Below are 19,972 nucleotides of genomic sequence, written 5' to 3'. Positions count from 1 at the left end.
CCGAACCCTCGCGGTCGGCTTCTGCCGAAACGTCGAAATCCGCTCTTCCGATGCGTTCGGAGAGCGGATTTCGACGGTTCGATGCGGTGCTTCGCGCCAGGGTCGAGGCCTGGGCTCGGCGTTACGACCCGGAGGGCGTCAGCGACGTGAGGAACGACGGGTCGCTCGCGAAGACGAGCATTCCGACGACGACGACCACCACGAACGCAGCGACGCCCGCGAGGAGCGGGATCCACCAGGCCAGGCGACCGGCGCGCATGCGCGCGCGCGACCAGAGCAGGGCTCCCACCCACAGCGCGAGTTGCAGTGCGATGCCGACGAAGATGAACGTCGGCACGGCGGGCCCGGGAACGAAGTCCGCGGGAGCCTCGACGCCGAGCATCGATGCGGAGAGCCTCGCCGACTCGAGCGCCGTCGTCGGCAGCTGGAAGAGCGACAGGCTGTTGTAGAGCCCGCCGAACACGCCGAACACGAGCAGCGTGATCGTCCACATGCGATCGATCGGGTGCCTGCCGGCGGCCGCACTCGTGACGGTCGAACCCGGGGCGACCACCGGAGCGGCCGCCGCGGGCTGCGCGGGCTCGGCGCTCGCCGCAGCGGCACGCTCATCGACGGGCGGCGTCCACGTCCATCCCTCGGGGGCGTACTCGCCGTATTGCGGACGAGGCCGCTCGTCGCGCTGCGGCGACGGCGGGGCGGGCGGGGTCGCCCCTCCGCGGGTCACTGCTGCGTCGCCCGACTCGTCGGGCGTTCGAGCGGCCTCGTGCTGCGACATCCGTGCCCTACGCGCTGATCGACTGCGCGGCGGAACCGAGCTGACGCGTCGACTCGCCGACGCGAACGGCCATGGCGGTCTCGGCGACCTTGCCCCAGGCGCGCGGGTCGTACTGCTTCTTGTTGCCGACCGAACCGTCGACCTTCAGCACGCCGTCGTAGTTCTTGAGCATGTAGTCGGCGACCGCACGCGTGTACGCGTACTGCGTGTCGGTGTCGATGTTCATCTTCACGACGCCGTTCGCGACCGCCTCTGCGATCTCGGCGTCGGTCGAGCCCGAGCCGCCGTGGAAGACGAGGTCGAGCGGCTTCGCGGCCGTGCCGTACTTCGCCTGCAGTCCGTCCTGGATCTCCTTCAGGAGCGCGGGGCGCAGCTTCACGTTGCCGGGAGCGTAGACGCCGTGCACGTTGCCGAAGGTGAGGGCGGCCATGTAGCGGCCCTGCTCGCCGAAGCCGAGCGCCTCGACGGTCGCGATCGCGTCGTCGAGCGTCGTGTAGAGCGCGTCGTTCGAGCCCTCGTGCTGCACGCCGTCCTCCTCGCCGCCGACGACGCCGATCTCGACCTCGAGGATCGCGTTGATCGCCTTCATACGGGGGAGGATCTCCTTGGCGATCTCGAGGTTCTCGGTGAGCGGCACAGCTGAGCCGTCCCACATGTGGGACTGGAAGATGGGGTTGCGACCGGCCTTGACCTCGGCCTCGGACGCCTCGATGAGCGGGAACACGAAGTCGGCGAGGGCCGGCTTCGGGCAGTGGTCGGTGTGCAGCGCGACCGTGATCGGGTAGTTCTTGGCGACCTCGTGGGCGAAGCGCGCGAAGGCGAGAGCGCCGGTCGCGCGCGCCTTGACGGTGTGGCCGGCGAAGTAGTCGGCGCCACCGGTGGTGACCTGGATGATGCCGTCGGAGCCCGCTTCGGTCAGACCCTGCAGCACCGCGTTGAGCGTCTGCGAGGAGGAGACGTTGAAGGCCGGGAACGCGAAGCCCTTGGCCTTCGCGGTGTCCAGCATCTCGGCGTACTGCTCGGGGGTGGCGATGGGCATGGTGCTCCTTCGGACGACAACGGGTTTGGCGTCGAGTCTACCGACTTGCCGAGGGGTGCTCAGGTGTCGGATGTCGCGGCGCCCGCAGCACGGCAGGATGGACCCGTGCCGACCGACCAGCTCCGCCTCGCCGAACTCGGGCTCATCGACGGTTTCCGCCGCGCGACGGCCCTCGCCGCCCTCGCGGCATCGCCCCTCGTCGGCTCGGGCGACGGTCACGCCGTCGATGCGCTGGCAGTGGAGGCGTTGCGGGCGGCGCTCGGGGAACTCGACGTCGACGGTGTCGTCGTGGTCGGCGAGGGTGAGAAGGACGAAGCGCCGATGCTGTACGTCGGCGAGCGGTTCGGCCGCGGCGGGCCAGGCGCGCCCGTGCTCGACCTCGCCGTCGATCCGGTCGACGGCACCCGCCTCGCGGCGGCCGCTGAACCCGGCGCGATGGCCGTGCTCGCCGTCGCTCCGCGCGGCGCACTCGCCGCCCTCGGTGCGGCCCACTATCTCGAGAAGCACGTCACGTGGCTTCCGGATGCCCCGGCCGGCGCCTCCGTCGGCGAACTCGTCGGCCGCATCGCTGCGGCACGCGGCGTGGCCCCGACCGAGGTGCGTGTCGCCGTGCAGGAGCGGTCGAGGAACGACGGGTTCGTCGCCGCGGCCAGGGCGGCGGGGGCATCCGTCGAGCTCTTCGTGCACGGCGACGTCGAGCGCAGCCTGCGTGCAGCCGGCGGCGACGCGGGCCTCGACCTCGTCTCGGGCATCGGCGGCGCCCCCGAGGGCGTGCTCACGGCGGCGGCGGTGCGGGCGCTCGGCGGCTCGATGTGGGCGCGGCTCGCCCCGCAGTCGGCCGGGGAACGGCAGCGCGTGGTCGCCGACGGTCTCTCGATCGATCGCGTCTGGTCGCTCGAACAGCTGTGCAGCGCTCCCGCCTGGGTGTTCCTCAGCGCGGTGACCGAGTGCGCACCCGGCGTCGCGACGCTGCCCGGCGTGCGAACGGGGCCCGACGGCGCGGCCGCCGTGAGCACGTGGCACGCGGGACCGGGCATCGATGCAACGGCCGGCGAGCTGCGCGTGGCGTGAGCACCGGCTTAAGAATGCACATTCTTTCATCGCCGTCGACCTGAAATCGGGCGAGATCGGCGCGCGCGCTGCATAGGCTTGAACCATCGTTCCATGGCCGCCCCGACTGGCCGGCCGCACTAGCGTCCGGGAGGACCCTCGATGGTGAGCACCGACACGGCAAGCCTGTTCTTGCACCCCGACCGAAACATCGCGATCGAACTCGTGCGTGCCACCGAGGCTGCGGCGATCCGCTCGTACCCGTGGATCGGCAAGGGCGACAAGCTCGGCGCCGACGGCGCCGCGGTCGACGCGATGCGCGCGTTCCTCGGCACGGTGGACTTCGAGGGCGTCGTCGTCATCGGCGAGGGCGAGAAGGACGAAGCGCCCATGCTCTTCAACGGCGAGCGCGTCGGCACCGGGCGCGGCCCTGCCTGCGACATCGCGGTCGACCCGATCGACGGCACCTCGCTCACGGCGGCCGGCCGCCACAACGCGCTCTCGGTCATCGCCGTCTCCGACCGCGGCACGATGCTCGACGCCTCGACGGTCTTCTACATGGACAAGATCGTCACGGATGCCACGGGCATCGGCGTCGTCGACATCCGGAAGCCGATCGGCGAGAACCTGCGGGCGCTCGCCGCGGCGAAGGGCAAGGACGTGAGCGAGCTGCGCGTCGCGGTGCTGAACCGCGATCGCCACGAGCAGCTCATCGCCGACATCCGCGAGGCCGGGGCAGGCACTCGCCTGATGAGCGACGGCGACGTTGCCGGCGGCATCAACGCGGCCCGCTACGAGTCGCGCATCGACATGTGCGTCGGCATCGGCGGCAGCCCCGAGGGCATCACCACCGCGTGCGCGATCAAGGCGCTCGGCGGGTTCATGCAGGGCGTGCTCGCGCCGAAGGACGACGCCGAGCGCGCGCGCGGTGAAGCCGCCGGCCTCGACTGCGACCGGGTCTACGAGCTCGACGACCTCGTGCGCGGCGACAACACGTTCTTCGTCGCGACCGGTGTGACCGACGGCGAACTGCTCGACGGCGTGCGCCGCAAGGGGCCGGTCGTGCGCACCGAGTCGATCGTGCTGCGCGGCAAGTCGGGAACGATCCGCCGCATCGTGGCCGACCACCTCGTCGAGAAGTGGCTCGTCGACGACGTGCTGTGACGCCCGGCAACGGGTGACCATGTCGGTGGGCATCGCCAAGATGGACAGGTGATCGCCGCCGCCCGACTTCCGCGCGCCCTCCGACCGTTCGGCTCGGGCCAGTACCGCCTGCTGACGGCGGCCCTCGCGGCGTCGCTCCTGAGCGCCGGGGCGTGGATCGTCTCGGCGGTCTGGCAGGTCGTCGAACTCGGCGGCACTCCCGTCGACCTCTCCTTCGTGGCGGTCGGCTCGAGCCTCGGACTCGTGCTCGCCGTGCTCTTCGGAGGCGTCGCCGCCGACCGCATCCCGCAGCGGCGCATCCTCCTCGGCGTCGAGGTGGTGCGAGGCGTCGCGTTCTCGGTGGCGGCCGTGCTCGCGGCCACCGGGCAGATCGAGGTCTGGCACCTCGCGGCGCTCTCGTTCGTGCTCGGCCTCGCCGACGGGTTCTTCTACCCGGCCTACTCGGCGTGGCTGCCCGCCATCCTGCCGCAGGAGCAGCTGCTCGCCGCCAACGGCATCGAGGGCGTGCTGCGGCCATCGGTCATGAACGCTGCCGGTCCGGCGGTCGCGAGCGCCCTCATCGCCGTGCAGGGGCCGTGGCTCGCGTTCGCGGTGGTCGCGGGGCTGCAGGTCGTCGCCGCGGCGGTGCTCGGCGTGATGCGCACGACTGCCGTGCGTCGTGTGCTCGACGGGCCGCCGGTGCATCCGGTTCGCCAGACCTTCATCGACCTGCGCGACGGCTTCGCCTACCTGATGCGCACGAAGTGGCTGCTCGCCACGCTCATCTTCTCGATCCTGCTCGTCTTCGTCATCATGGGACCGATCGAGGTGCTCCTGCCGTTCGCCGTGAAAGACCAGACGGGCGGTGGCGCCGGCGCATTCGCCCTCGCCCTCGCCGCCTTCGGCGTGGGCGGTGCTCTCGGCTCGCTCGCCGTCGCCTCGATGCGGCTACCGCGGCGGTACCTGACGCTCATGATCCTGGCGTGGGGGTTCGGATGCCTCCCGCTCGCGATCATCGGCTTCACCTCGTGGCTCTGGGTGATGGTCGTGGCGCTCTTCATCTGCGGTGTGCTGTTCTCGGCCGCGAGTGTGGTGTGGGGCACGCTGCTGCAGCGGCGCGTGCCGCCGGCGATGCTCGGCCGGGTGTCGAGCCTCGACTTCTTCGTCTCGCTCGCGCTCATGCCGATCTCGATGGCCGTCGCAGGTCCGGTGGGCGAGTGGATCGGCATTGCGCCGGCCTTCCTCATCGCGGGGCTCGTGTCGCCGCTGCTCGCGATCGGCACGCTCGCGTTCGCGCGCCTCGGTCAAGACGAGCTCGCGCATCCGCTCGACGCCACGGCAGACGCCGTGCCCGTGACCGGTGCGGAGGCCGCAGCAGGGTTCGAGCCGCCCGTTGACGAGCCCGAGCCCCGGTGAGGGGTCGACGTCGCCAGTGCATCGTGCGAGTCTGGGCAGCACGCACGTGAGAGGGGATCAGGATGGTCACGGTTCGAGATGCGTTTCCGGGATTCAGCGTCGACGACGTCGAGGCGGCCCGTGAGTTCTACGGCACGAGGCTCGGGTTGCCGGTGAGCGATGAACCCGGCGCCGGGGCGCTGCGCGTCACGCTGCCGTCGGGTCAAGGGGTCTTCATCTACCCGAAGCCGAACCATGAGCCGGCGAGCTTCACGATCCTGAACCTCGTGGTCGACGACATCGATCGCGCCGTCGACGAACTGAACGCGGCGGGTGTGGTGACGAAGATCTACACCGCTCCTGATGACTTCGGCACCGACGAGCGGGGCATCGCCCGTGGTTCCGTCACCGGGCAAGGGCCCGACATCGCCTGGTTCACCGATCCGGCCGGAAACGTGCTGAGCGTGCTCACGGCCTGAGCGTGCTCACGGCCTGAGCGCGCTCAGCGCCTGAGCATGCTCAGCTCCCGGTTGGGGCGGTGGTGATCGATTGCTCGAGGGCGCCACGGAGTTCGGCGCCGATCGCCGTCATGCGCTCGAGCACGTCGTCGCGCAAGTCGACCTCGTCGCCCCAGTTCGCGAGCACTGCCCACGCCAGTCCGCCGCTGCCTCCATCGACGTCGCACGTGCCGATGTCGATGCGGGCGGTGCTGATGGTGCCGGTCTTGTTGCGCAGCACGAAACCGTTGTCGGGCTCGGTGTGCGCGAGTGGATCGACGCCGAACGGAGCCGCCACCATCGACTGGTCGGTATTCAGGGCGAGCCACCCGAGCACGCGGGCCGAGACCGCGGGCGACACGATGCGGCCTCGAGCGAGGTCGGCCATCAGCCGCACGAGTTCGGCGGCGTTGCCGCGTGAGAGCGTCGGCGGATGCTGCGGGCCGCGGTCTTCTCGCACCCGGTCGAGCAATGCGGAGGCGGTGAAGCCGAGCGATCGGCCGGTGTCGCCGATGCGGTCGATGCCGAGGCGGCGCACGAGCACGTTGGTGGCGAGATTGTCGCTCACCGCGCCGATCAGTGCGCAGGCGTCGCGGATGCTCAGTGCGCCGACGTCGAGCACGTGCCAGAGGCCGGAGTCGGCGACGAGGTCTTCGGGCAGCCGTTGCACCTGCTCGTCGAGGTCGAGCTCGCCGGCCTCCGCTTGGCGAGCCGCCTCGATGAGGAGGAACACCTTGCCCACGCTCGCGGTCTTGAGAACGCGGTCGGCGTGATGCGACCACAGCACCTCGCCGGTACCCGCGTCGGCGACCGCAGCCGACCACTCGACCGAGCCCAGCTTCGCTGCGTCGGCAGTGATCGCCGCGTCGAGCCCCTGCACGTTCCACTGCTGCGCCATCGCGGCTCCTCACATCGGCTTGCGGGTGACACGATGCCCAACCGCCTGTTACGCACCGTATCATCGAGCAACGCGGCCGTGTTGTTCGCGTCAGGTTCGCTGCGCTGACGCTGGGCAGTCGGGCATCGATCTGATTCGACCCCCGGTTGAGGCGATGCCATGCGAAACGTAAGATGCCAGATTCGACGAATGGACTCCAGCTTGACCGCTTCAGAACTCGGCCCGCTCACCCCAGGAGCGCGCGTCGCCATCGTCGCCCCGAGCGGGCCGCCGCCGTCGGAGTTGCTCGCCCGGTCACTCGACCTGCTCGTCGAGTGGGGGCTCGAGCCGGTCGTGTTCTCGAGCGCGACGGCGACTCATCCGCGTGCGCGGTACCTCGCCGGGTCCGATGCGCAGCGGGCCGCAGACCTCCAGACCGCGTGGTGCGATGCGACCATCGATGCGGTGTTCTGCGCTCGCGGCGGCTACGGCTCCGTGCGGATGATCGACCTACTCGACCCTGATGCGCTCGCCGCTGCGACGCCGAAGCCGTTGTACGGCAGCTCGGACGTGACGGGCATCCACGAGTACTGGCTCGAGCGGCTCGGGCTGGCGACCTGGTTCACGCCGATGACGGCGACCGCAGCGCTGCTCGACGATGCCGAGGCCATCGAGAGCCTGCGGCGTGCGGTCTTCGAACCGGCCGGGGGTCGGCGCTTCACCGCGTCGGGTGCCGAGACGCTCGTCGCCGGAGAGGTGACGGGTCGGATCATCGGCGGCAACCTCAGCCTGCTCGCCATGACCCTCGGGGCGCACGGTCGGCCGGTCGCCGATCACAGCGGATGCATCGCACTGCTCGAAGACGTCGAGGAGGAGCCGTACCGTCTCGACGGCCTGCTGACCTCGCTCCTCAGGGCGGGCTGGTTCGACGGCGTCACGGGCATCGCCCTCGGGAGCTGGCACGACTGCGGCGACCTCGGCGAGGTGCGAGCGCTCGCCGAGGAGCTCCTCGCTCCGCTCGGGGTTCCGCTCGCGTGGGAGCTCGGGTTCGGCCACGGACCGCACGCCGCGAGCATTCCGCTCGGGGTGCGCGGGACGCTGTTCGCCGGCACCGCACCCGAGCTCGTGATCGAGGAGTGACCCGCTGACGGCATGATTGTCCCCAATCCGGGGCCCCGCAGGGTGTCGCTGTTGGTGGTGCCCCCCTCGACCGTGCACGATTGCATCGGAAAGGGTGACATGGCGCCAGATGATCTCGGGAGTCCGCACGAACGATACGACGCGCGCGTGCAGCGGCGCTCTGCCGTGCTGCTGAAGCGTCGCATCGTCGAGCAGGAGCGCGAGCACTTCCTCGCTGCCCTCGACTGGGCTCACGACGAGGGTGCCTTCGAGCGCATCGCCGCGGCGATCGTGGCCTCGCGTCGCCGGTTCATCCTCGGCGCGGCGAAGTCGTTCACGTACGCCTCCCTGCTCGCGATGGACCTGAGTGCGGGGCTCGCCAACGTGTCGCTCATCGACGGCACCATCGTGCGGCCGCTCGACGTACTGAGCGACGTGCGCTCGACCGACGTGCTCGTCGCGATCTCGCTCTCGCGGTACCGCAAGTACACGGTCGACATCGCACGTCGCTTCGCCGAGGCGGGCGGAACGGTGATCGTCATCACGGATTCGGCGGATGCGCCGCTCGTCGACGTGGCGCAGGAGCTGCTCATCGTCGACACCGAGAGCGCATCGTTCGCCAACTCGCCGACGTCGGTCGCGCTCGTCATCCACCTGCTCGTCACATTGACGACCGCGAGCGCGAAGGGCGCAGGGCGTCGCCTGCAGGAACGCGACCGGCTGAGCGAGAGCCTCGACCTGTACTACGACTGAGGCCGGCAGCGGCCCCCGCAGCTCGAGTCAGTCGGCGTCGCCGGAGGCCTCGAGCTGGCGACGCAGCTCGGGGTCGAGATCGGCGCCAGTCGTCGAGACGAGCTCGTACGCCGTGAGTTCGCGTGGCGCCTCTTCGATGCCCGTGAGCGGTGCGAGCACCTTCGACTCGTCGAGCGCGCCGAGCTTGCGAGCCGTCGGCAGCACCTGACGCTCGAGGGAGCCGACGAAGGCGTTGTAGTCCTTCACGCTTCGCTCGATCGTGCGACCCAGCTTCTCGATGTGACTCGCCGTGGTCGAGAGGCGGGAATAGAGTTCGCGGCTGAGGTCGAACAGGGTCTTCGCCTCGTTGGTGAGCACGTCTTGCTGCCACGAGAACGCGACCGTCTTCAGCACCGACCACAGGGTGACGGGGGAGGCGAGCGCGACCCGCTTCGAGAACGCGAACTCCATGATCGTGGGGTCGGCCTCCATGGCCGCCGAGACGAGGGACTCGCTCGGAATGAACGCGATGACGAGCTCGGGTGAGGCGTCGAGGCCGTTCCAGTAGCCCTTCGTGCCGAGTGCCGTGACGTGCGCGCGCACCGCGGCGACGTGCTGCTTCATGAACTCGGCACGCCGCGCCCCCTCGGCTCCGGTCGCCGTGGCCGGAATCTGGCTCGCCTCGAGATAGGCGTTGAACGGCACCTTCGCGTCGACGGCGATCGACTTGCCGCCGGGCAGGCGCACGACCATGTCGGGGCGGCCGTGGCCCGAGTCGCTCGTGATACTCGACTGCACGTCGAAGTCGACCCGTTCGATGAGGCCGGCAGCCTCGACGACGCTGCGCAGCTGGGTCTCGCCCCAGACACCGCGGGTGCTGTTGGAGCGGAGGGCCGATGCCAGGGACTCCGCCGTGGAGCGGAGGCGTTCTTCGGACTCGGCGGCCGACTTCAGCTGCTGGGTCAGCTCGCCGTGCTGGAGCGTGCGCTGGCTCTCGAGCTGCGTGACCTTCGACTGCATCTCGGTGAGCGACTGCTTCACGGGGGCGAGCGCCTGGAGGACCTTGCTCTCGGCGGCGTCTCGCGCCTCGCGGGCCTGGACCTCGGCGCGCTGGCGCTCGACGAGCTCGCGGTACTGCTGCTGCGCCGAGAGGATCTGCTCGCGGAGCGCCTCTGCCGTGGCCTGAGTGGAGGCGAGCTCTTCTCGGAGCACGGCCTTCGCGGCCTCTTCGCCGACCCGCACCTCGGCGAGCCGAGCCTGCAGGCGCGCCTCGACGAGTGCCGGGTCTTCGGCGACGGGTGCCTCGGCCGCGGCCTGCGCAGCACGGCGCTGCAGTACGAGGGCCGCCACGAGGGCGCCGAGCGCGATGCCGACGAGGAGGCCGATGAGGAGGGCGAGGATGTCCATGTCCACAGTGTCGCAGGGGCCGCGGACATCGCCCGGCCAGGGCCCCGGCGGGCCGCTACTGCAGGGCCATCGGGCCGTGCGCTGCACGGTCGTCGCGCGTGGCGACGGGACCGATCGCGCCGACCTTCACGCGCGTGATGTGCGCGAGCCGGTCGAGGTCGTCGACCTCGTGGCGGGCCGCGGAGTGCACGATGATCGCGGCACAGGCCTCGGCATCGGCGAGCGCGTCGTGGTGGGAGAAGCCCTCGAAGCCCGCGGCCATCGCCGCGACCGGCAGCCGGTAGGACTCGAGGTGGTAGGTGCGCCGGGCGACCTGCAGGCTGCAGAGATAGCGGAAGTCGGGCACATCGAGCCCGAGCGCCGTGGAGGTCTTCGCGATGACGCCCATGTCGAAGCCCGCGTTGTGGGCGACGAGCATGTCGTCGCCGGCGAATTCGCGCAGCGCCGGCAGGTGCACCGACCAGTCGTCGGCGTCGGCGACCATCTCGGGCGTGATGCCGTGGATGCGCACGTTCCACTCGGAGAACTCGTTGTGCGGGAACGGCGGGCGGATGTAGCGATGCTCGCGCTCGACGACCCGGCCGTCTCTCACCTTCACGAGGCCCACCGAGCAGGCGGAGGCGCCAGAGGAGTTGGCGGTTTCGAAGTCGATCGCGGTGAAGTCCACTGGCACACAGGCATCGTCGCATGCCGCGCCGACACCGCCCGCCGCCCGCGCCGCGAACCGCGAGGTTGACGGATGCCCCGGGCTGGGCGTGGAATGGCGGTGGCCCGGCTCCGCCGGGGCGATACGAGCAGGCCGGTGAGAAGAGGATCGCGATGAATGAACGACCCGAGGTGGCCGAGCCCCGCGAGCACGGACTCGTCACCGACCCCTCAGACCCCGCGACGCGGGTCAGTGCGCGTTCGTTCGGCGCCGCGGCATCCGTCTACCATCAGGCCCGGCCCGGCTACCCGGCCGAGGCGATCGCTTGGCTCATCGGCGACGCGACCCGCGTGCTCGACCTCGGCGCGGGCACCGGCAAGCTCACCGAGGCGCTCGTCGCGCTCGATCGCGAGGTGATCGCGGTCGACCCCGTCGAGGAGATGCTCGAGGAGCTCGAGGTCGCGGTGCCCGGCGTTCCGCGCCTCCTCGGCACCGCGGAGGAGATCCCGGTCGAGGATGACGCCGTCGACGCGGTGGTGGCGGGGCAGGCCTGGCACTGGTTCCAGCCCGAGCGGGCGATCCCCGAGATCGCACGGGTGCTGAAGCCGGGCGGCGTGCTCGGACTCGTCTGGAACAGCCGCGACACACGCGTCGACTGGCTTCGCGAGGCGGGCGCGATCATGCACGAACGGCACGACGCGAGCGCCACCTTCGAGAGCTACGTGAACGTCGGGCCGCCGTTCGGCGAGATCGTCGAGCACACGGTGGAGTGGGGGGCGCGGATGTCGCGGGAGGCGTTCCTCGACCTCGTTCGATCGCGGAGCTACTTCATCATGTCGTCGCCCGGGGAGCAGCAGGCGACGATCGGCGCGCTCGAGACCCTGCTCTCGACACACCCCGACCTCGCGGGCGCCGAGGAGCTCGTCGTGCCGTACGTCACGCGCTGCTTCCGCACAATGCTGACCGCGTGACCGGGCGGCCTCAGAACGGGTAGTACGACAGGATGGGCGCTTTGAGGCGTGTGATCGTCGTGTCTGCCGGGTCGGCCAGCAGTTGCACCATGTCGGTGATCTCGCCGCCGTCGACGTACGGCACCGCGGCAGGGTCCACCGGATCGACCAGGTAGGCGAAGTACGCGGCGCCTTCGTCGGCCGAACGAATGAGCGGCTCGATGCCTTCGACCGAGGCGACCGTCGAGCCGACGCCGACCCCGCTCGCAGCCAGCACGGCGATGCCCTCGATCTCGGATTCGGTGACTTCCACCAACGAGGGAAGGAAGTAGTCTGCACGCGCCTTCTCGAGGCCCACCGCGTCGCCAAGCGTGAAGGCTCCCCAGGTGTACAGGTCGAAGTCCGCGTAATGGCCGCCGCTCCCGTCCCGGGTCGACATCGTCGGCTCCGACTGGAATGCATCACTGAGCACTGCGACTGCCGGGGCGACCTCATCAGCCCAGACGTGGGTGAAGACGGTCGCACCGGCGCTGTCGATGACCGAGAAGCCGGCCCCGCTCACGATGATCTCGGAGGCCACGGGCTCGGGCTCTGGAGTCGGTGTCGCATCGGTGGCGGGCGACGTCGGCGACGGCGAGCTCGATTGAGGCGTCGACGTGCAACCCGCGAGTGCGAGTGCGAGTACGGCGAGCGCGACCACTGCGGCACGAGGCGGTTTCATCCGCCCATCCTGCCGGATCGCATCAGCGCGTGGGATGACCCTCCGATAACGAAGTCGCTACGAAGCGACCGGCACGAGACAGCGCGGGAGAGCCCGTATCCTGACCTGATGCATCGCGGACGGGCGTACCTGGCACTCACGCTCGCCAGCCTCTTCTGGGCGGGCAACTACATCTCCGGCGAGATGGTCACCGCCGAGATCAGCCCGGTCTCGCTCACCTTCTGGCGGTGGGCCTTCGCAGCGCTCCCGCTGCTCGTGCTCGCGTGGGCGATCGAGCGGCCCGACTGGCGAGGGGTCGTCCGCGAGTGGCCGTGGCACCTGCTGCTCTCGGTGCTCGGGCTCACCGGGTACACGCTCTTCCTCTACACCGCGCTGGGCCTCACCGGTGCGGTCACCGCATCGGTGATCTCGGCGATCAACCCGGCGACGATCGCCCTCGCCGCGGCGATCTTCCTGCACGAGCGCCTGCGCGGCGTGCAGATCGTCGGCCTCGTCGTCGCATTCCTGGGCGTCACCGTCGTGCTCACGGGCGGCGACGTGCTCGCCGTGCTGCGGCAGGGATTCCGGATCGGCGACCTCCTGGTCGTCGGCGCCGTCATCGTCTGGAGCGCCTACGTGATCGTGTCGCGGCGGCTCGCGACGCCGCCGATCACGGCGACCGCCGTGCAGGCCGTGATCGCGGTCGTGACGATGCTGCCGCTCGTCGCCGTCGTCGGCGTCGCCCTGCCGACCTCGGCGGGCGGCATCGCGGGACTCGCCTACATCGTGATCTTCCCGTCGATGCTCGGCTACGCCCTCTGGAACCTCGGTGCCGCAGCGGTCGGCCCTGCTCGCGCCGGCATCTTCCTGAACCTGCTGCCCGTCTTCACCGTGCTCATCGCACTCGTGCTCGGCCAGTCGATCGAACCCGTCGCGATCGCGGGCGGAGCGCTCGTGCTGCTCGGCGTCTACCTGACGCTCAGGGTCGGGCGAGTCAAGCGAGCGGATGCCGCGACCGACCTGCCGGTGCGGTAGACGCCGGGGCGGCCGCAGGAACGGGATCAGCGGGCGGCGGTGAAACGGCCGAGCACGAGATCCCACCCGGTGTCGTACCCGAGCCGCGCGGCATCGCCGTCGCTCCGGTGCGCCCATCCGTCGTGCGTGAGCCGCACGACCGTGCCTCCATCGACGGGTTCGAAGCCGACGTCGACCGAGGTCGCTTCATCGGGCGAGCCGCCCGGATGCCAGGTGAATGCCACCCGGGCGGGCGGATCCCAACGCGTGACGGTGCCCCACACGCTGGAGCTGCCGTCCCGCAGGCGTTCGACGATCTCGCCGCCCGCGGACCCCGGGAAGGTGACGTCGAGGGCATCCTCGAGGCCGACGGAGAAGGCGTCGAGCGGCCACCACGACGACATCCGTGCGGTGAATAGCGCGAACGCCTCGGACTGTGGGAGCGGGACGCGCACGGTCTTCACGATCGCGTCGAGGCTCGTGTGCTTCATGACGGTCTCCTTGACTCCTGCTCCGCCTGCCCGGCGAAGCGGTTGAGGGCGGTCGTCCAGAATCCGTCGAGCCATGAACGGAGCGCGTCGACGCCGGGGTCGTCGAGGCGGTACACGTTGCGTGTGCCGACCGACTCGCATACGACGAGCCCGCTCTCGGCGAGGACCCGCAGATGCTGCGAGACCGCAGGCCTGCTCACGGGCAGGCGTTCGGCGAGTTCACCGACCGCGTGGGGCCGATCGCCGAGCAGCTCGATGATGCGACGTCTGGTCGGGTCGCCGAGCGCGTTCAGGACTTGGTAAGCCTCCACGAACCGTAAGTTATCACTTACGGACTGGATCGGCAACGGTTCGGGACGAGCTCCCGGAGGTGCCCGGACCGCCTGGGAGGTGCGTGCCGGTACGATAGACCCCTGTGGCTCTCACTATCGGCATCGTCGGCCTGCCCAACGTCGGCAAGTCCACCCTCTTCAACGCCCTCACCAAGAACCAGGTGCTCGCGGCGAACTACCCGTTCGCGACGATCGAGCCCAACGTGGGCGTGGTGAACCTGCCCGATCCGCGGCTCGAGACGCTCGCCGGCATCTTCGGCTCGGAGCGCATCCTGCCCGCCGCGGTGTCGTTCGTCGACATCGCCGGCATCGTGCGCGGTGCGTCGGAGGGTGAGGGGCTCGGCAACAAGTTCCTCGCCAACATCCGCGAGGCCGACGCGATCGCACAGGTCGTGCGCGGCTTCGAAGACGCCGATGTCGTGCACGTCGAGGGCACGGTCGACCCGAAGTCCGACATGGAGACCATCAACACCGAGCTGATCCTCGCCGACCTCGAGACGCTCGAGCGCGCCATCCCGCGGTTCGAGAAGGAGATCAAGGGCAAGAAGCTCGACCCCTCGGTGCTCGAGGCCGCGAAGGCCGCGCAAGACGTGCTGCAGCGGGGCACGCCGCTCTCCGCGGCATCCGTCGACCTGACCCCCGTCAAGGAGCTCGGCCTGCTCACGGCCAAGCCCTTCATCTACGTCTTCAACGTCGACGAGACCGTGTTGACCGACGATGCGAAGAAGACCGAGCTCGCGGCGCTCGTCGCCCCTGCCGAGGCCGTGTTCCTCGACGCGAAGATCGAGTCCGAGCTCATCGACCTCGACCCCGCGGATGCCGCGGAGCTGCTGGCCTCGACCGGCCAGGAGGAGTCCGGCCTCGACCAGCTCGCCCGCATCGGCTTCGACACGCTCGGGTTGCAGACCTACCTCACGGCCGGCCCCAAGGAGTCGCGCGCGTGGACGATCCACAAGGGCGACAAGGCGCCACAGGCTGCCGGCGTGATCCACACCGATTTCGAGCGCGGCTTCATCAAGGCGGAGGTCATCTCGTTCGAGGACCTCGTCGAGACCGGTTCGGTCGCCGAGGCCCGCGCGAAGGGCAAGGCCCGCATGGAGGGCAAGGACTACGTCATGCAGGACGGCGACGTGGTGGAGTTCCGCTTCAACGTGTAATGGCGCTCAGCCGAGCTCCTCGGCGAGCCCGACGAGAATGCCTTCGGGGCCGCGCACGTAGCAGAGTCGGTACACGTCTTCGTAGCGGACCACCTCGGTGCTGACGAGTTCGGCGCCGTGCCTGCGGAGACGGTCGAGGGTCGCATCGAGATCGTCCACTGCGAACATGACGCGCAAGTAGCCCAGCGCGTTCACAGGCGCGTTGCGATGATCGGCGACGACGGCCGGCTCGATGAAGCGCGAGAGCTCGATTCGGCTGTGGCCGTCGGGGGTGCGCATCATCGCGATCTCGACGCGCTGATGGCCGAGGCCCGTGACGCGTCCGGCCCATTCGCCCTCGACGACGGTCTGCCCCTCGAGCTCGAGTCCGAGTTCGCGGAAGAACTCGATCGCCGCAGCGAGATCTTCGACGACGATGCCGACGTTGTCCATCTTCACGGTCATGGAGTCACCCTACAGAGGTGAAACTCCGTCGGTCAGCGGCCCTGGCGCTTCTTGTAGGGCTTCGGCTTCCCCTTGACGATGGGGGCGCGGCCCTTGCCCTTCGAGGCCTTCGCCTTGCCGCCGGCCTTCACGACGGGCTTCTCGACGGGAGCGGGCGCCGCGGCGATCTCCGCCTTCGCCTCGTCGAGGAGGAGGACGCCGACCTTGGTCAGCTGTGTCTCGCCCTGCCGGGTGAAGAGCGGGTGCCCGACCTCGGCCTCGAGTTTCTCGATCGAAGTGTAGAGCGAAGCGAGCGGAATGCCGAGGGCGTCCGCTGCGCGCGGGAAGTGCAGCTCCTCGGCGACTGCGACGAAGCGTCGAAGCAGGGTGATGTTCACGGGGAGCCTTTCGTCGGTCCGCGCGAATCGCGGCCCTTCCTCAGGGTACGTGAGTCGGTGCTCGACGCGAGCCCGACGGCTATCGCGCTGCGAAACCCGTGCCCGTGAGAATGCTGATGAACATGGTGAGCCACACGACGAGGAACAGCACCGAGAACGCGGTGGCGACGTAGCCGACGATCAGGCCCGTGAGCGCGAGGCCGCGGCCTTCCTCGTTCGTGCGCTTGATCTGCGAGAGCGAGACGTAGCCGAGAATGATGCCTGCGATCGGAACCATGAACCCCGCGATCAGCGCCACGATCGACAGCGTGTTGGTTCGAGGCGGCATCGGCGCGACGACCGCCTCGGGAGCTCGAAGGGTTGCTGCGTCGGTCATCCTCGTGATGCTAGTCGCTCCGCGGTCGAAGCGAAGCGCACGCGTGCACGTCGACACGCCTCGACTCCGATTGGACTGGACTGCGTCGCCACCGGGATACTCGTTGCGAGCTCGCGCAGCGCCGAGTTCGCCGCCGACAGAAACGAGTCGCCCCTGATGATCACCGTGCACCTGCGCTATGAGATCGATGCCGACAAGCTCGCCGAGTTCCGTGAGTACGGGGAGCGCTGGATCCGCCTCGTCAACAAGCTCGGCGGCATGCACCACGGGTACTTCCTGCCGAGCGAGGGCGACAGCGACGAAGCGTTCGCGCTGTTCACGTTCCCGTCGCTCGCCGATTACGAGCAGTACCGCCTGGCCGCGGCCGACGACGCCGAATGCATCGAGGCGTACGAGTACGCGGTCGAGACGAAGTGCATCCGGCGCTACGAGCGACGGTTCCTCTCGCCCGTCTTCGACTGACTCGCGACCGACCCTCCAGATCTCCGACATCGCAGTCGTGCCGTCCAGACGGGAGATGGCTACTCTTCGGCGTCGAGGCAGCGGACATCGCTGATCCAGGCCGACTCGGCGGCGTTGTTCCAGAAGACCACTATCGACGGTTCCCCAGCGCGCGCGTCGTTGAACTCGCGTTCCTCGTAGGTCGATACGGGATCGGCGGGAGTGCCGGTGAATCCGAGTTCGACGAGCATTGCATCGCAGTCGTCTTCCGGGATCACGGCGACGTCCCAGCAGCCGTTGATGGCATCCGTCGGGCACTGATCGAGGTGTCGTCCGTCGCTGTACCATTCGATCGAAGCGGGAAACGTGAACATCAGCTCGTTGGAGGGAATGAACTCCGCCGGCTCCCACTCGCCCTCGGGCTGCTGCTTGGCGAGCTCGGTGAACCGCTCGGTGAGCGCCGTGACGCCGAATACGAGCCCGACGATGAGCCCGATGACGACGACGGATGCACCTGCGACGATCCCAGCGATCCAGCCCTTCGAGAGGCCGCGCCGTGGGGCAGGGCTCCCCGGATCCGCGGGTTCGGAGACGGAGCTCTCAGCCAGGAGGGTCGCGCGCGCCTGCTGCAGTGTCGTCGCCCACAGCTCGGCGGCGTGCCGACTCTCGGCGTCGGGATAGCGTGACGGATGCCGCGCCCAGGCGGCGGTGCGGTACGCCGCATCGATGCTCTCGGGAGTCAGCGTGATCGCCGGGTCGAGGTTCAATGCGGCACGGGCGGCGATGGATTCCACGACGAGATCATATGGGTCCGCGGGGGCCCGAAGCACCATGAATTCTCGCGGAATCAGGCGACGTGCTGCGCAGCCCCGCTGCGCCCGCCGCTGAGTACCCGACTGATCGCCTCGGGGGCGGCCGTGAATCGACCCTCTGCGCCGTCGTCGGCGACGTAGTGCACGCGGATGCCACGGCCGACGCGCGTGAGCTTCGTGACCTCGTAGTTGCGGCCCGAGACGTTGACGAGCGTGTCGCCCACGGCGAGGTGCCGGGTCTCTCGCAGCTCGATCGTCGCCATAGTGAGAGTGTCTCAGTACCCACTGACACCCGCGCGCGACGCGTAGGTGCCGTCGGTCGCGTTGTCAACCCGTTGTCGACAATGTGGCGCTCTGCCTAACGTGGAGGAGCCGACGCACTGAACAGGTGCGCCGGCGATATCGATTCCCGAGGAGGACGCCATGAGCGCCAAGGACGACATCGGCAACACCGCCGAACGACTGACCGGAAAGGTCAAGGAGGGCGTCGGCAAGATGACCGACAACGAGCGCCTCGAGGCCGAGGGCAAGGCCGACCAGGTCAAGGCCGACGCCAAGAAGGCGGCCGACAAGGTCAAGGACGCGTTCGAGGACGGCACGAAGTAGCCCCGCAGGGCCACCCGACCAACGACTGAACCGGAGGACACGACATGAGCATCGGCCTCGGCATTCTGCTCGTGGCGATCGGCGCTGTTCTGACCTTCGCGCTGAACGTCACCGTCGACTGGATCGACCTCGATCTCGTCGGCTACATCCTGATGATCGCGGGAGCGGTCGTCATCATCTTCGGTCTCGTGTTCATGATGCGACGTCGTCGGAGCATCTCCACGACGAGCACGACCACCGATCCGGTGGCGGGCCAGCGCGTCACACGGACCGAGGACCAGGCCGCACCTCCCGAGGTGTGAGGCCTGCAGGGGAGCGGATGCCGCGCCGGGGGGCGCGGCATCCGCGTGCCCTGCATCAGCTCGACCTGAACGCCTCAGCGGCACGGCGCAGCCAGAGCGGCGGATCCTCGGCGTGGTACACGCGCTCGTCGGGTTCGATCCGGTCGAGGAACCCCTGGTAGACGATCGCCTGTCGCAGAGCCGCCACCGGCGCGATCAGGGTCGCCGCGCGAGCCGCGTCCGAGCCGGGGACGGCTGTGCTCCATGCCTCCACCCAGTGCCGTCGCACCGCCTCGGCATCGGCGGGCGGCATCCGCTCGGTGAAGGCGGCCACGTCGAGCAGCGGATGCCCCACGCCCGAGTCGCCCCAGTCGAGCAGGGTCAGCTCGAGGCCGAGGCCGCGCACGTTGCCTCCGTGGAAGTCGCCGTGCACGAGCGTGTCGGGCAGGCCGCATTCCTCCAGGCGAGCGGCGCGCGCGTCGAGTGCGTCGACCAGTTCGGCGACCGCCGCGCGATCGGTGGAATCGAGTGCCGAGCCCCAGGCGTCGAGCAGACGACCGGCAGGTGTCACGAGCGCCGGCAGGCGCCAGTCGGGCAGCCCGATGGCGAACAGCTCATCGAGACGGCCGACCGTGTCGAGTTGCATGGCGACGAGCAGGTCGACCATCGCGCAGGACTGCGCGAGGGTGGGTTCGTAGAGGTCGTCACCGGGGATCTCCTCGAGCAGCAGCATGCCATCCGCATGGGCGAGCACTCGGGGAACGGGGTGCCGTGACATCCGCTCGATCACGGCGGCCTCGTGCGCGAAGAACGGAGGGACGACCTTCAGCCAGTGCGTGCCGTGCGTCGTCGGCAGGCTCCAGAGACTCGAGAGGTTCCAGGAGCGCACCTGGCGGGGCGGCGCGGTCTGCGCGATGCCGGCCGCCTCGAGTTCGCGGCGAGCCCAGTCGAGTTGCCGTGCCGGACCACCCGGCCGAGCCCAGGGCATGCGGTGCGATTCGTTCGCGACCGCGGCGGTGCCGGCGGATGAGAGCGAAATGGCGGGCGGGGCAGCGATCTCGGCGAGGTATCGCACGAGGTCGGCCCCATCGCCCGCTCGATGCTCGATGTCGAGGAGCCGGAGCATCGTCACCTCGATGCCGAGGTCGGTGCGAGCCGCGTCGACGAGCGGGCCGGCCTCCTGCGGGTACGGCGACGGCACCTCGAAGACGGTGGTCTCGCCGAGCAGCTCGCCGGTCGGCAGGCACAGCACGAGGGCGGCATCCCGGCGGTCGCGACTCGTCATGCTCCGCACGATAGTGCACAGGGCTC

26 protein-coding genes are annotated in these 19,972 nt (G+C 69.6%); 12 read left to right on the top strand and 14 right to left on the bottom strand.

The genetic code is table 11. The annotated features are described in order from the left end of the window. Window positions 1-121 precede the first annotated feature (121 nt). Entirely contained in the window at window positions 122-775 is a 654-nt protein-coding gene (locus tag ACFCVM_RS15525; RefSeq protein ID WP_375837462.1) for a DUF6264 family protein, read from the bottom strand. A 7-nt stretch (window positions 776-782) separates the two neighbouring features. Further along, window positions 783-1,814, bottom strand: coding sequence for a class II fructose-bisphosphate aldolase (gene fbaA, locus ACFCVM_RS15520; protein WP_115961915.1), 1,032 nt, complete (start codon window positions 1,812-1,814; stop codon window positions 783-785). A 105-nt stretch (window positions 1,815-1,919) separates the two neighbouring features. Between fbaA and ACFCVM_RS15515 the strand changes: the two genes are divergently transcribed. The 4 genes from ACFCVM_RS15515 (at window position 1,920) to ACFCVM_RS15500 (ending at window position 5,881) form a co-directional block, all read left to right on the top strand. After that, window positions 1,920-2,885 (top strand): fructose-bisphosphatase class II, encoded by a 966-nt coding sequence (locus tag ACFCVM_RS15515; protein WP_375837460.1) that lies wholly within the window; start codon window positions 1,920-1,922, stop codon window positions 2,883-2,885. 141 nt (window positions 2,886-3,026) lie between these two features. Then, window positions 3,027-4,028: a class II fructose-bisphosphatase gene (gene glpX / locus ACFCVM_RS15510; RefSeq protein ID WP_375837459.1), complete on the top strand. Its 1,002-nt coding sequence runs from the start codon at window positions 3,027-3,029 to the stop codon at window positions 4,026-4,028. 48 nt (window positions 4,029-4,076) lie between these two features. Beyond that, window positions 4,077-5,423, top strand: coding sequence for an MFS transporter (locus ACFCVM_RS15505; RefSeq protein ID WP_375837457.1), 1,347 nt, complete (start codon window positions 4,077-4,079; stop codon window positions 5,421-5,423). Between the two features lie 62 nt (window positions 5,424-5,485). Further along, window positions 5,486-5,881 carry a VOC family protein gene (locus tag ACFCVM_RS15500; protein ID WP_375837455.1) on the top strand — a complete coding sequence of 132 codons (396 nt, stop codon included), beginning with the start codon at window positions 5,486-5,488 and terminating at the stop codon, window positions 5,879-5,881. Window positions 5,882-5,921: 40 nt separating this feature from the next. Here ACFCVM_RS15500 and ACFCVM_RS15495 read toward each other — a convergent pair whose 3' ends face one another. Continuing rightward, on the bottom strand, window positions 5,922-6,797 hold the full coding sequence (locus ACFCVM_RS15495; protein ID WP_375837453.1) for a serine hydrolase: 876 nt from the start codon (window positions 6,795-6,797) through the stop codon (window positions 5,922-5,924). A gap of 189 nt (window positions 6,798-6,986) precedes the next feature. Between ACFCVM_RS15495 and ACFCVM_RS15490 the strand changes: the two genes are divergently transcribed. Together ACFCVM_RS15490 and ACFCVM_RS15485 are read left to right on the top strand one after the other, a co-directional pair. After that, window positions 6,987-7,916: an LD-carboxypeptidase gene (locus ACFCVM_RS15490; RefSeq protein ID WP_375837452.1), complete on the top strand. Its 930-nt coding sequence runs from the start codon at window positions 6,987-6,989 to the stop codon at window positions 7,914-7,916. A gap of 99 nt (window positions 7,917-8,015) precedes the next feature. Then, complete coding sequence (locus tag ACFCVM_RS15485) at window positions 8,016-8,648, top strand: MurR/RpiR family transcriptional regulator (RefSeq protein WP_375837451.1); 633 nt, start codon at window positions 8,016-8,018, stop codon at window positions 8,646-8,648. Between the two features lie 27 nt (window positions 8,649-8,675). On the opposite strand, the gene rmuC is transcribed toward ACFCVM_RS15485, so the two are convergent. Together rmuC and ACFCVM_RS15475 are read right to left on the bottom strand one after the other, a co-directional pair. Beyond that, complete coding sequence (gene rmuC / locus ACFCVM_RS15480; RefSeq protein WP_375837450.1) at window positions 8,676-10,034, bottom strand: DNA recombination protein RmuC; 1,359 nt, start codon at window positions 10,032-10,034, stop codon at window positions 8,676-8,678. Between the two features lie 55 nt (window positions 10,035-10,089). After that, complete coding sequence (locus tag ACFCVM_RS15475) at window positions 10,090-10,707, bottom strand: 3'-5' exonuclease (RefSeq protein ID WP_375837449.1); 618 nt, start codon at window positions 10,705-10,707, stop codon at window positions 10,090-10,092. 146 nt (window positions 10,708-10,853) lie between these two features. On the opposite strand from ACFCVM_RS15475, the gene ACFCVM_RS15470 reads away from it, so the two are divergent. Continuing rightward, window positions 10,854-11,651 carry a class I SAM-dependent methyltransferase gene (locus ACFCVM_RS15470; protein WP_375837447.1) on the top strand — a complete coding sequence of 266 codons (798 nt, stop codon included), beginning with the start codon at window positions 10,854-10,856 and terminating at the stop codon, window positions 11,649-11,651. Window positions 11,652-11,661: 10 nt separating this feature from the next. Here the strand turns inward: ACFCVM_RS15470 and ACFCVM_RS15465 are convergent, their stop codons facing one another. Beyond that, window positions 11,662-12,069, bottom strand: a complete 408-nt coding sequence (locus ACFCVM_RS15465; RefSeq protein ID WP_375837445.1) for a hypothetical protein — start codon at window positions 12,067-12,069, stop codon at window positions 11,662-11,664. Between the two features lie 390 nt (window positions 12,070-12,459). Between ACFCVM_RS15465 and ACFCVM_RS15460 the strand changes: the two genes are divergently transcribed. Then, entirely contained in the window at window positions 12,460-13,365 is a 906-nt protein-coding gene (locus tag ACFCVM_RS15460) for a DMT family transporter (protein ID WP_375837444.1), read from the top strand. A 26-nt stretch (window positions 13,366-13,391) separates the two neighbouring features. On the opposite strand, the gene ACFCVM_RS15455 is transcribed toward ACFCVM_RS15460, so the two are convergent. Then, window positions 13,392-13,835 (bottom strand): SRPBCC domain-containing protein, encoded by a 444-nt coding sequence (locus tag ACFCVM_RS15455; protein WP_375837443.1) that lies wholly within the window; start codon window positions 13,833-13,835, stop codon window positions 13,392-13,394. Continuing rightward, on the bottom strand, window positions 13,832-14,146 hold the full coding sequence (locus ACFCVM_RS15450) for an ArsR/SmtB family transcription factor (RefSeq protein WP_375837442.1): 315 nt from the start codon (window positions 14,144-14,146) through the stop codon (window positions 13,832-13,834). Before ACFCVM_RS15450 ends, ACFCVM_RS15455 begins: the two co-directional genes overlap by 4 nt. Window positions 14,147-14,250: 104 nt before the next feature. On the opposite strand from ACFCVM_RS15450, the gene ychF reads away from it, so the two are divergent. Next, complete coding sequence (gene ychF / locus ACFCVM_RS15445; RefSeq protein ID WP_375837441.1) at window positions 14,251-15,324, top strand: redox-regulated ATPase YchF; 1,074 nt, start codon at window positions 14,251-14,253, stop codon at window positions 15,322-15,324. Window positions 15,325-15,330: 6 nt separating this feature from the next. Here the strand turns inward: ychF and ACFCVM_RS15440 are convergent, their stop codons facing one another. From ACFCVM_RS15440 to ACFCVM_RS15430, 3 genes are all read right to left on the bottom strand, one after another. Beyond that, window positions 15,331-15,768 (bottom strand): VOC family protein, encoded by a 438-nt coding sequence (locus tag ACFCVM_RS15440; protein WP_375837439.1) that lies wholly within the window; start codon window positions 15,766-15,768, stop codon window positions 15,331-15,333. Between the two features lie 32 nt (window positions 15,769-15,800). Then, complete coding sequence (locus ACFCVM_RS15435) at window positions 15,801-16,145, bottom strand: LysR family transcriptional regulator (protein ID WP_375837438.1); 345 nt, start codon at window positions 16,143-16,145, stop codon at window positions 15,801-15,803. Between the two features lie 79 nt (window positions 16,146-16,224). Continuing rightward, on the bottom strand, window positions 16,225-16,521 hold the full coding sequence (locus ACFCVM_RS15430) for a DUF4190 domain-containing protein (RefSeq protein ID WP_375837436.1): 297 nt from the start codon (window positions 16,519-16,521) through the stop codon (window positions 16,225-16,227). A 156-nt stretch (window positions 16,522-16,677) separates the two neighbouring features. Between ACFCVM_RS15430 and ACFCVM_RS15425 the strand changes: the two genes are divergently transcribed. After that, complete coding sequence (locus tag ACFCVM_RS15425) at window positions 16,678-16,983, top strand: NIPSNAP family protein (RefSeq protein WP_375837435.1); 306 nt, start codon at window positions 16,678-16,680, stop codon at window positions 16,981-16,983. A 59-nt stretch (window positions 16,984-17,042) separates the two neighbouring features. Here ACFCVM_RS15425 and ACFCVM_RS15420 read toward each other — a convergent pair whose 3' ends face one another. Continuing rightward, a complete protein-coding gene (locus ACFCVM_RS15420) occupies window positions 17,043-17,756 on the bottom strand; it encodes a hypothetical protein (protein ID WP_375837434.1) in 714 nt (237 codons plus the stop codon). Between the two features lie 53 nt (window positions 17,757-17,809). Then, window positions 17,810-18,037, bottom strand: coding sequence for a hypothetical protein (locus ACFCVM_RS15415; RefSeq protein WP_375837433.1), 228 nt, complete (start codon window positions 18,035-18,037; stop codon window positions 17,810-17,812). Window positions 18,038-18,197: 160 nt separating this feature from the next. On the opposite strand from ACFCVM_RS15415, the gene ACFCVM_RS15410 reads away from it, so the two are divergent. After that, window positions 18,198-18,380: a CsbD family protein gene (locus tag ACFCVM_RS15410; protein WP_375837432.1), complete on the top strand. Its 183-nt coding sequence runs from the start codon at window positions 18,198-18,200 to the stop codon at window positions 18,378-18,380. Between the two features lie 44 nt (window positions 18,381-18,424). Continuing rightward, the gene (locus tag ACFCVM_RS15405) at window positions 18,425-18,682 is read left to right on the top strand and encodes a DUF6458 family protein (RefSeq protein WP_375837431.1); all 258 of its coding nucleotides are present in this window, start codon (window positions 18,425-18,427) and stop codon (window positions 18,680-18,682) included. Window positions 18,683-18,737: 55 nt separating this feature from the next. Here ACFCVM_RS15405 and ACFCVM_RS15400 read toward each other — a convergent pair whose 3' ends face one another. Further along, the gene (locus tag ACFCVM_RS15400; protein WP_375837430.1) at window positions 18,738-19,946 is read right to left on the bottom strand and encodes a phosphotransferase family protein; all 1,209 of its coding nucleotides are present in this window, start codon (window positions 19,944-19,946) and stop codon (window positions 18,738-18,740) included. Window positions 19,947-19,972: the final 26 nt, after the last annotated feature.

Origin of the sequence: Agromyces sp. NPDC056389 (assembly GCF_042262385.1) — a bacterium.
GTDB lineage: Bacteria > Actinomycetota > Actinomycetes > Actinomycetales > Microbacteriaceae > Agromyces.
Note: the sequence above shows the minus strand (reverse complement) of the source record. Positions and strands in the feature narration are given on the sequence as shown.

Bases quoted from the DNA above. Each gene is read 5' to 3' on its own strand.
- ACFCVM_RS15525 (WP_375837462.1), bottom strand. From the start codon at position 775: ATGTCGCAGCACGAGGCCGCTCGAACGCCCGACGAGTCGGGCGACGCA.
- ACFCVM_RS15460 (WP_375837444.1), top strand. From the start codon at position 12,460: ATGCATCGCGGACGGGCGTACCTGGCACTCACGCTCGCCAGCCTCTTC.
- glpX (WP_375837459.1), top strand. From the start codon at position 3,027: ATGGTGAGCACCGACACGGCAAGCCTGTTCTTGCACCCCGACCGAAAC.
- ACFCVM_RS15430 (WP_375837436.1), bottom strand. From the start codon at position 16,521: ATGACCGACGCAGCAACCCTTCGAGCTCCCGAGGCGGTCGTCGCGCCG.
- ACFCVM_RS15455 (WP_375837443.1), bottom strand. From the start codon at position 13,835: ATGAAGCACACGAGCCTCGACGCGATCGTGAAGACCGTGCGCGTCCCG.
- fbaA (WP_115961915.1), bottom strand. From the start codon at position 1,814: ATGCCCATCGCCACCCCCGAGCAGTACGCCGAGATGCTGGACACCGCG.
- ACFCVM_RS15400 (WP_375837430.1), bottom strand. From the start codon at position 19,946: ATGACGAGTCGCGACCGCCGGGATGCCGCCCTCGTGCTGTGCCTGCCG.
- ACFCVM_RS15485 (WP_375837451.1), top strand. From the start codon at position 8,016: ATGGCGCCAGATGATCTCGGGAGTCCGCACGAACGATACGACGCGCGC.
- ACFCVM_RS15440 (WP_375837439.1), bottom strand. From the start codon at position 15,768: ATGACCGTGAAGATGGACAACGTCGGCATCGTCGTCGAAGATCTCGCT.
- ACFCVM_RS15465 (WP_375837445.1), bottom strand. From the start codon at position 12,069: ATGTCGACCCGGGACGGGAGCGGCGGCCATTACGCGGACTTCGACCTG.
- ACFCVM_RS15490 (WP_375837452.1), top strand. From the start codon at position 6,987: ATGGACTCCAGCTTGACCGCTTCAGAACTCGGCCCGCTCACCCCAGGA.
- ACFCVM_RS15495 (WP_375837453.1), bottom strand. From the start codon at position 6,797: ATGGCGCAGCAGTGGAACGTGCAGGGGCTCGACGCGGCGATCACTGCC.
- ACFCVM_RS15425 (WP_375837435.1), top strand. From the start codon at position 16,678: ATGATCACCGTGCACCTGCGCTATGAGATCGATGCCGACAAGCTCGCC.
- ACFCVM_RS15405 (WP_375837431.1), top strand. From the start codon at position 18,425: ATGAGCATCGGCCTCGGCATTCTGCTCGTGGCGATCGGCGCTGTTCTG.
- ACFCVM_RS15415 (WP_375837433.1), bottom strand. From the start codon at position 18,037: ATGGCGACGATCGAGCTGCGAGAGACCCGGCACCTCGCCGTGGGCGAC.
- rmuC (WP_375837450.1), bottom strand. From the start codon at position 10,034: ATGGACATCCTCGCCCTCCTCATCGGCCTCCTCGTCGGCATCGCGCTC.
- ACFCVM_RS15470 (WP_375837447.1), top strand. From the start codon at position 10,854: ATGAATGAACGACCCGAGGTGGCCGAGCCCCGCGAGCACGGACTCGTC.
- ACFCVM_RS15500 (WP_375837455.1), top strand. From the start codon at position 5,486: ATGGTCACGGTTCGAGATGCGTTTCCGGGATTCAGCGTCGACGACGTC.
- ACFCVM_RS15410 (WP_375837432.1), top strand. From the start codon at position 18,198: ATGAGCGCCAAGGACGACATCGGCAACACCGCCGAACGACTGACCGGA.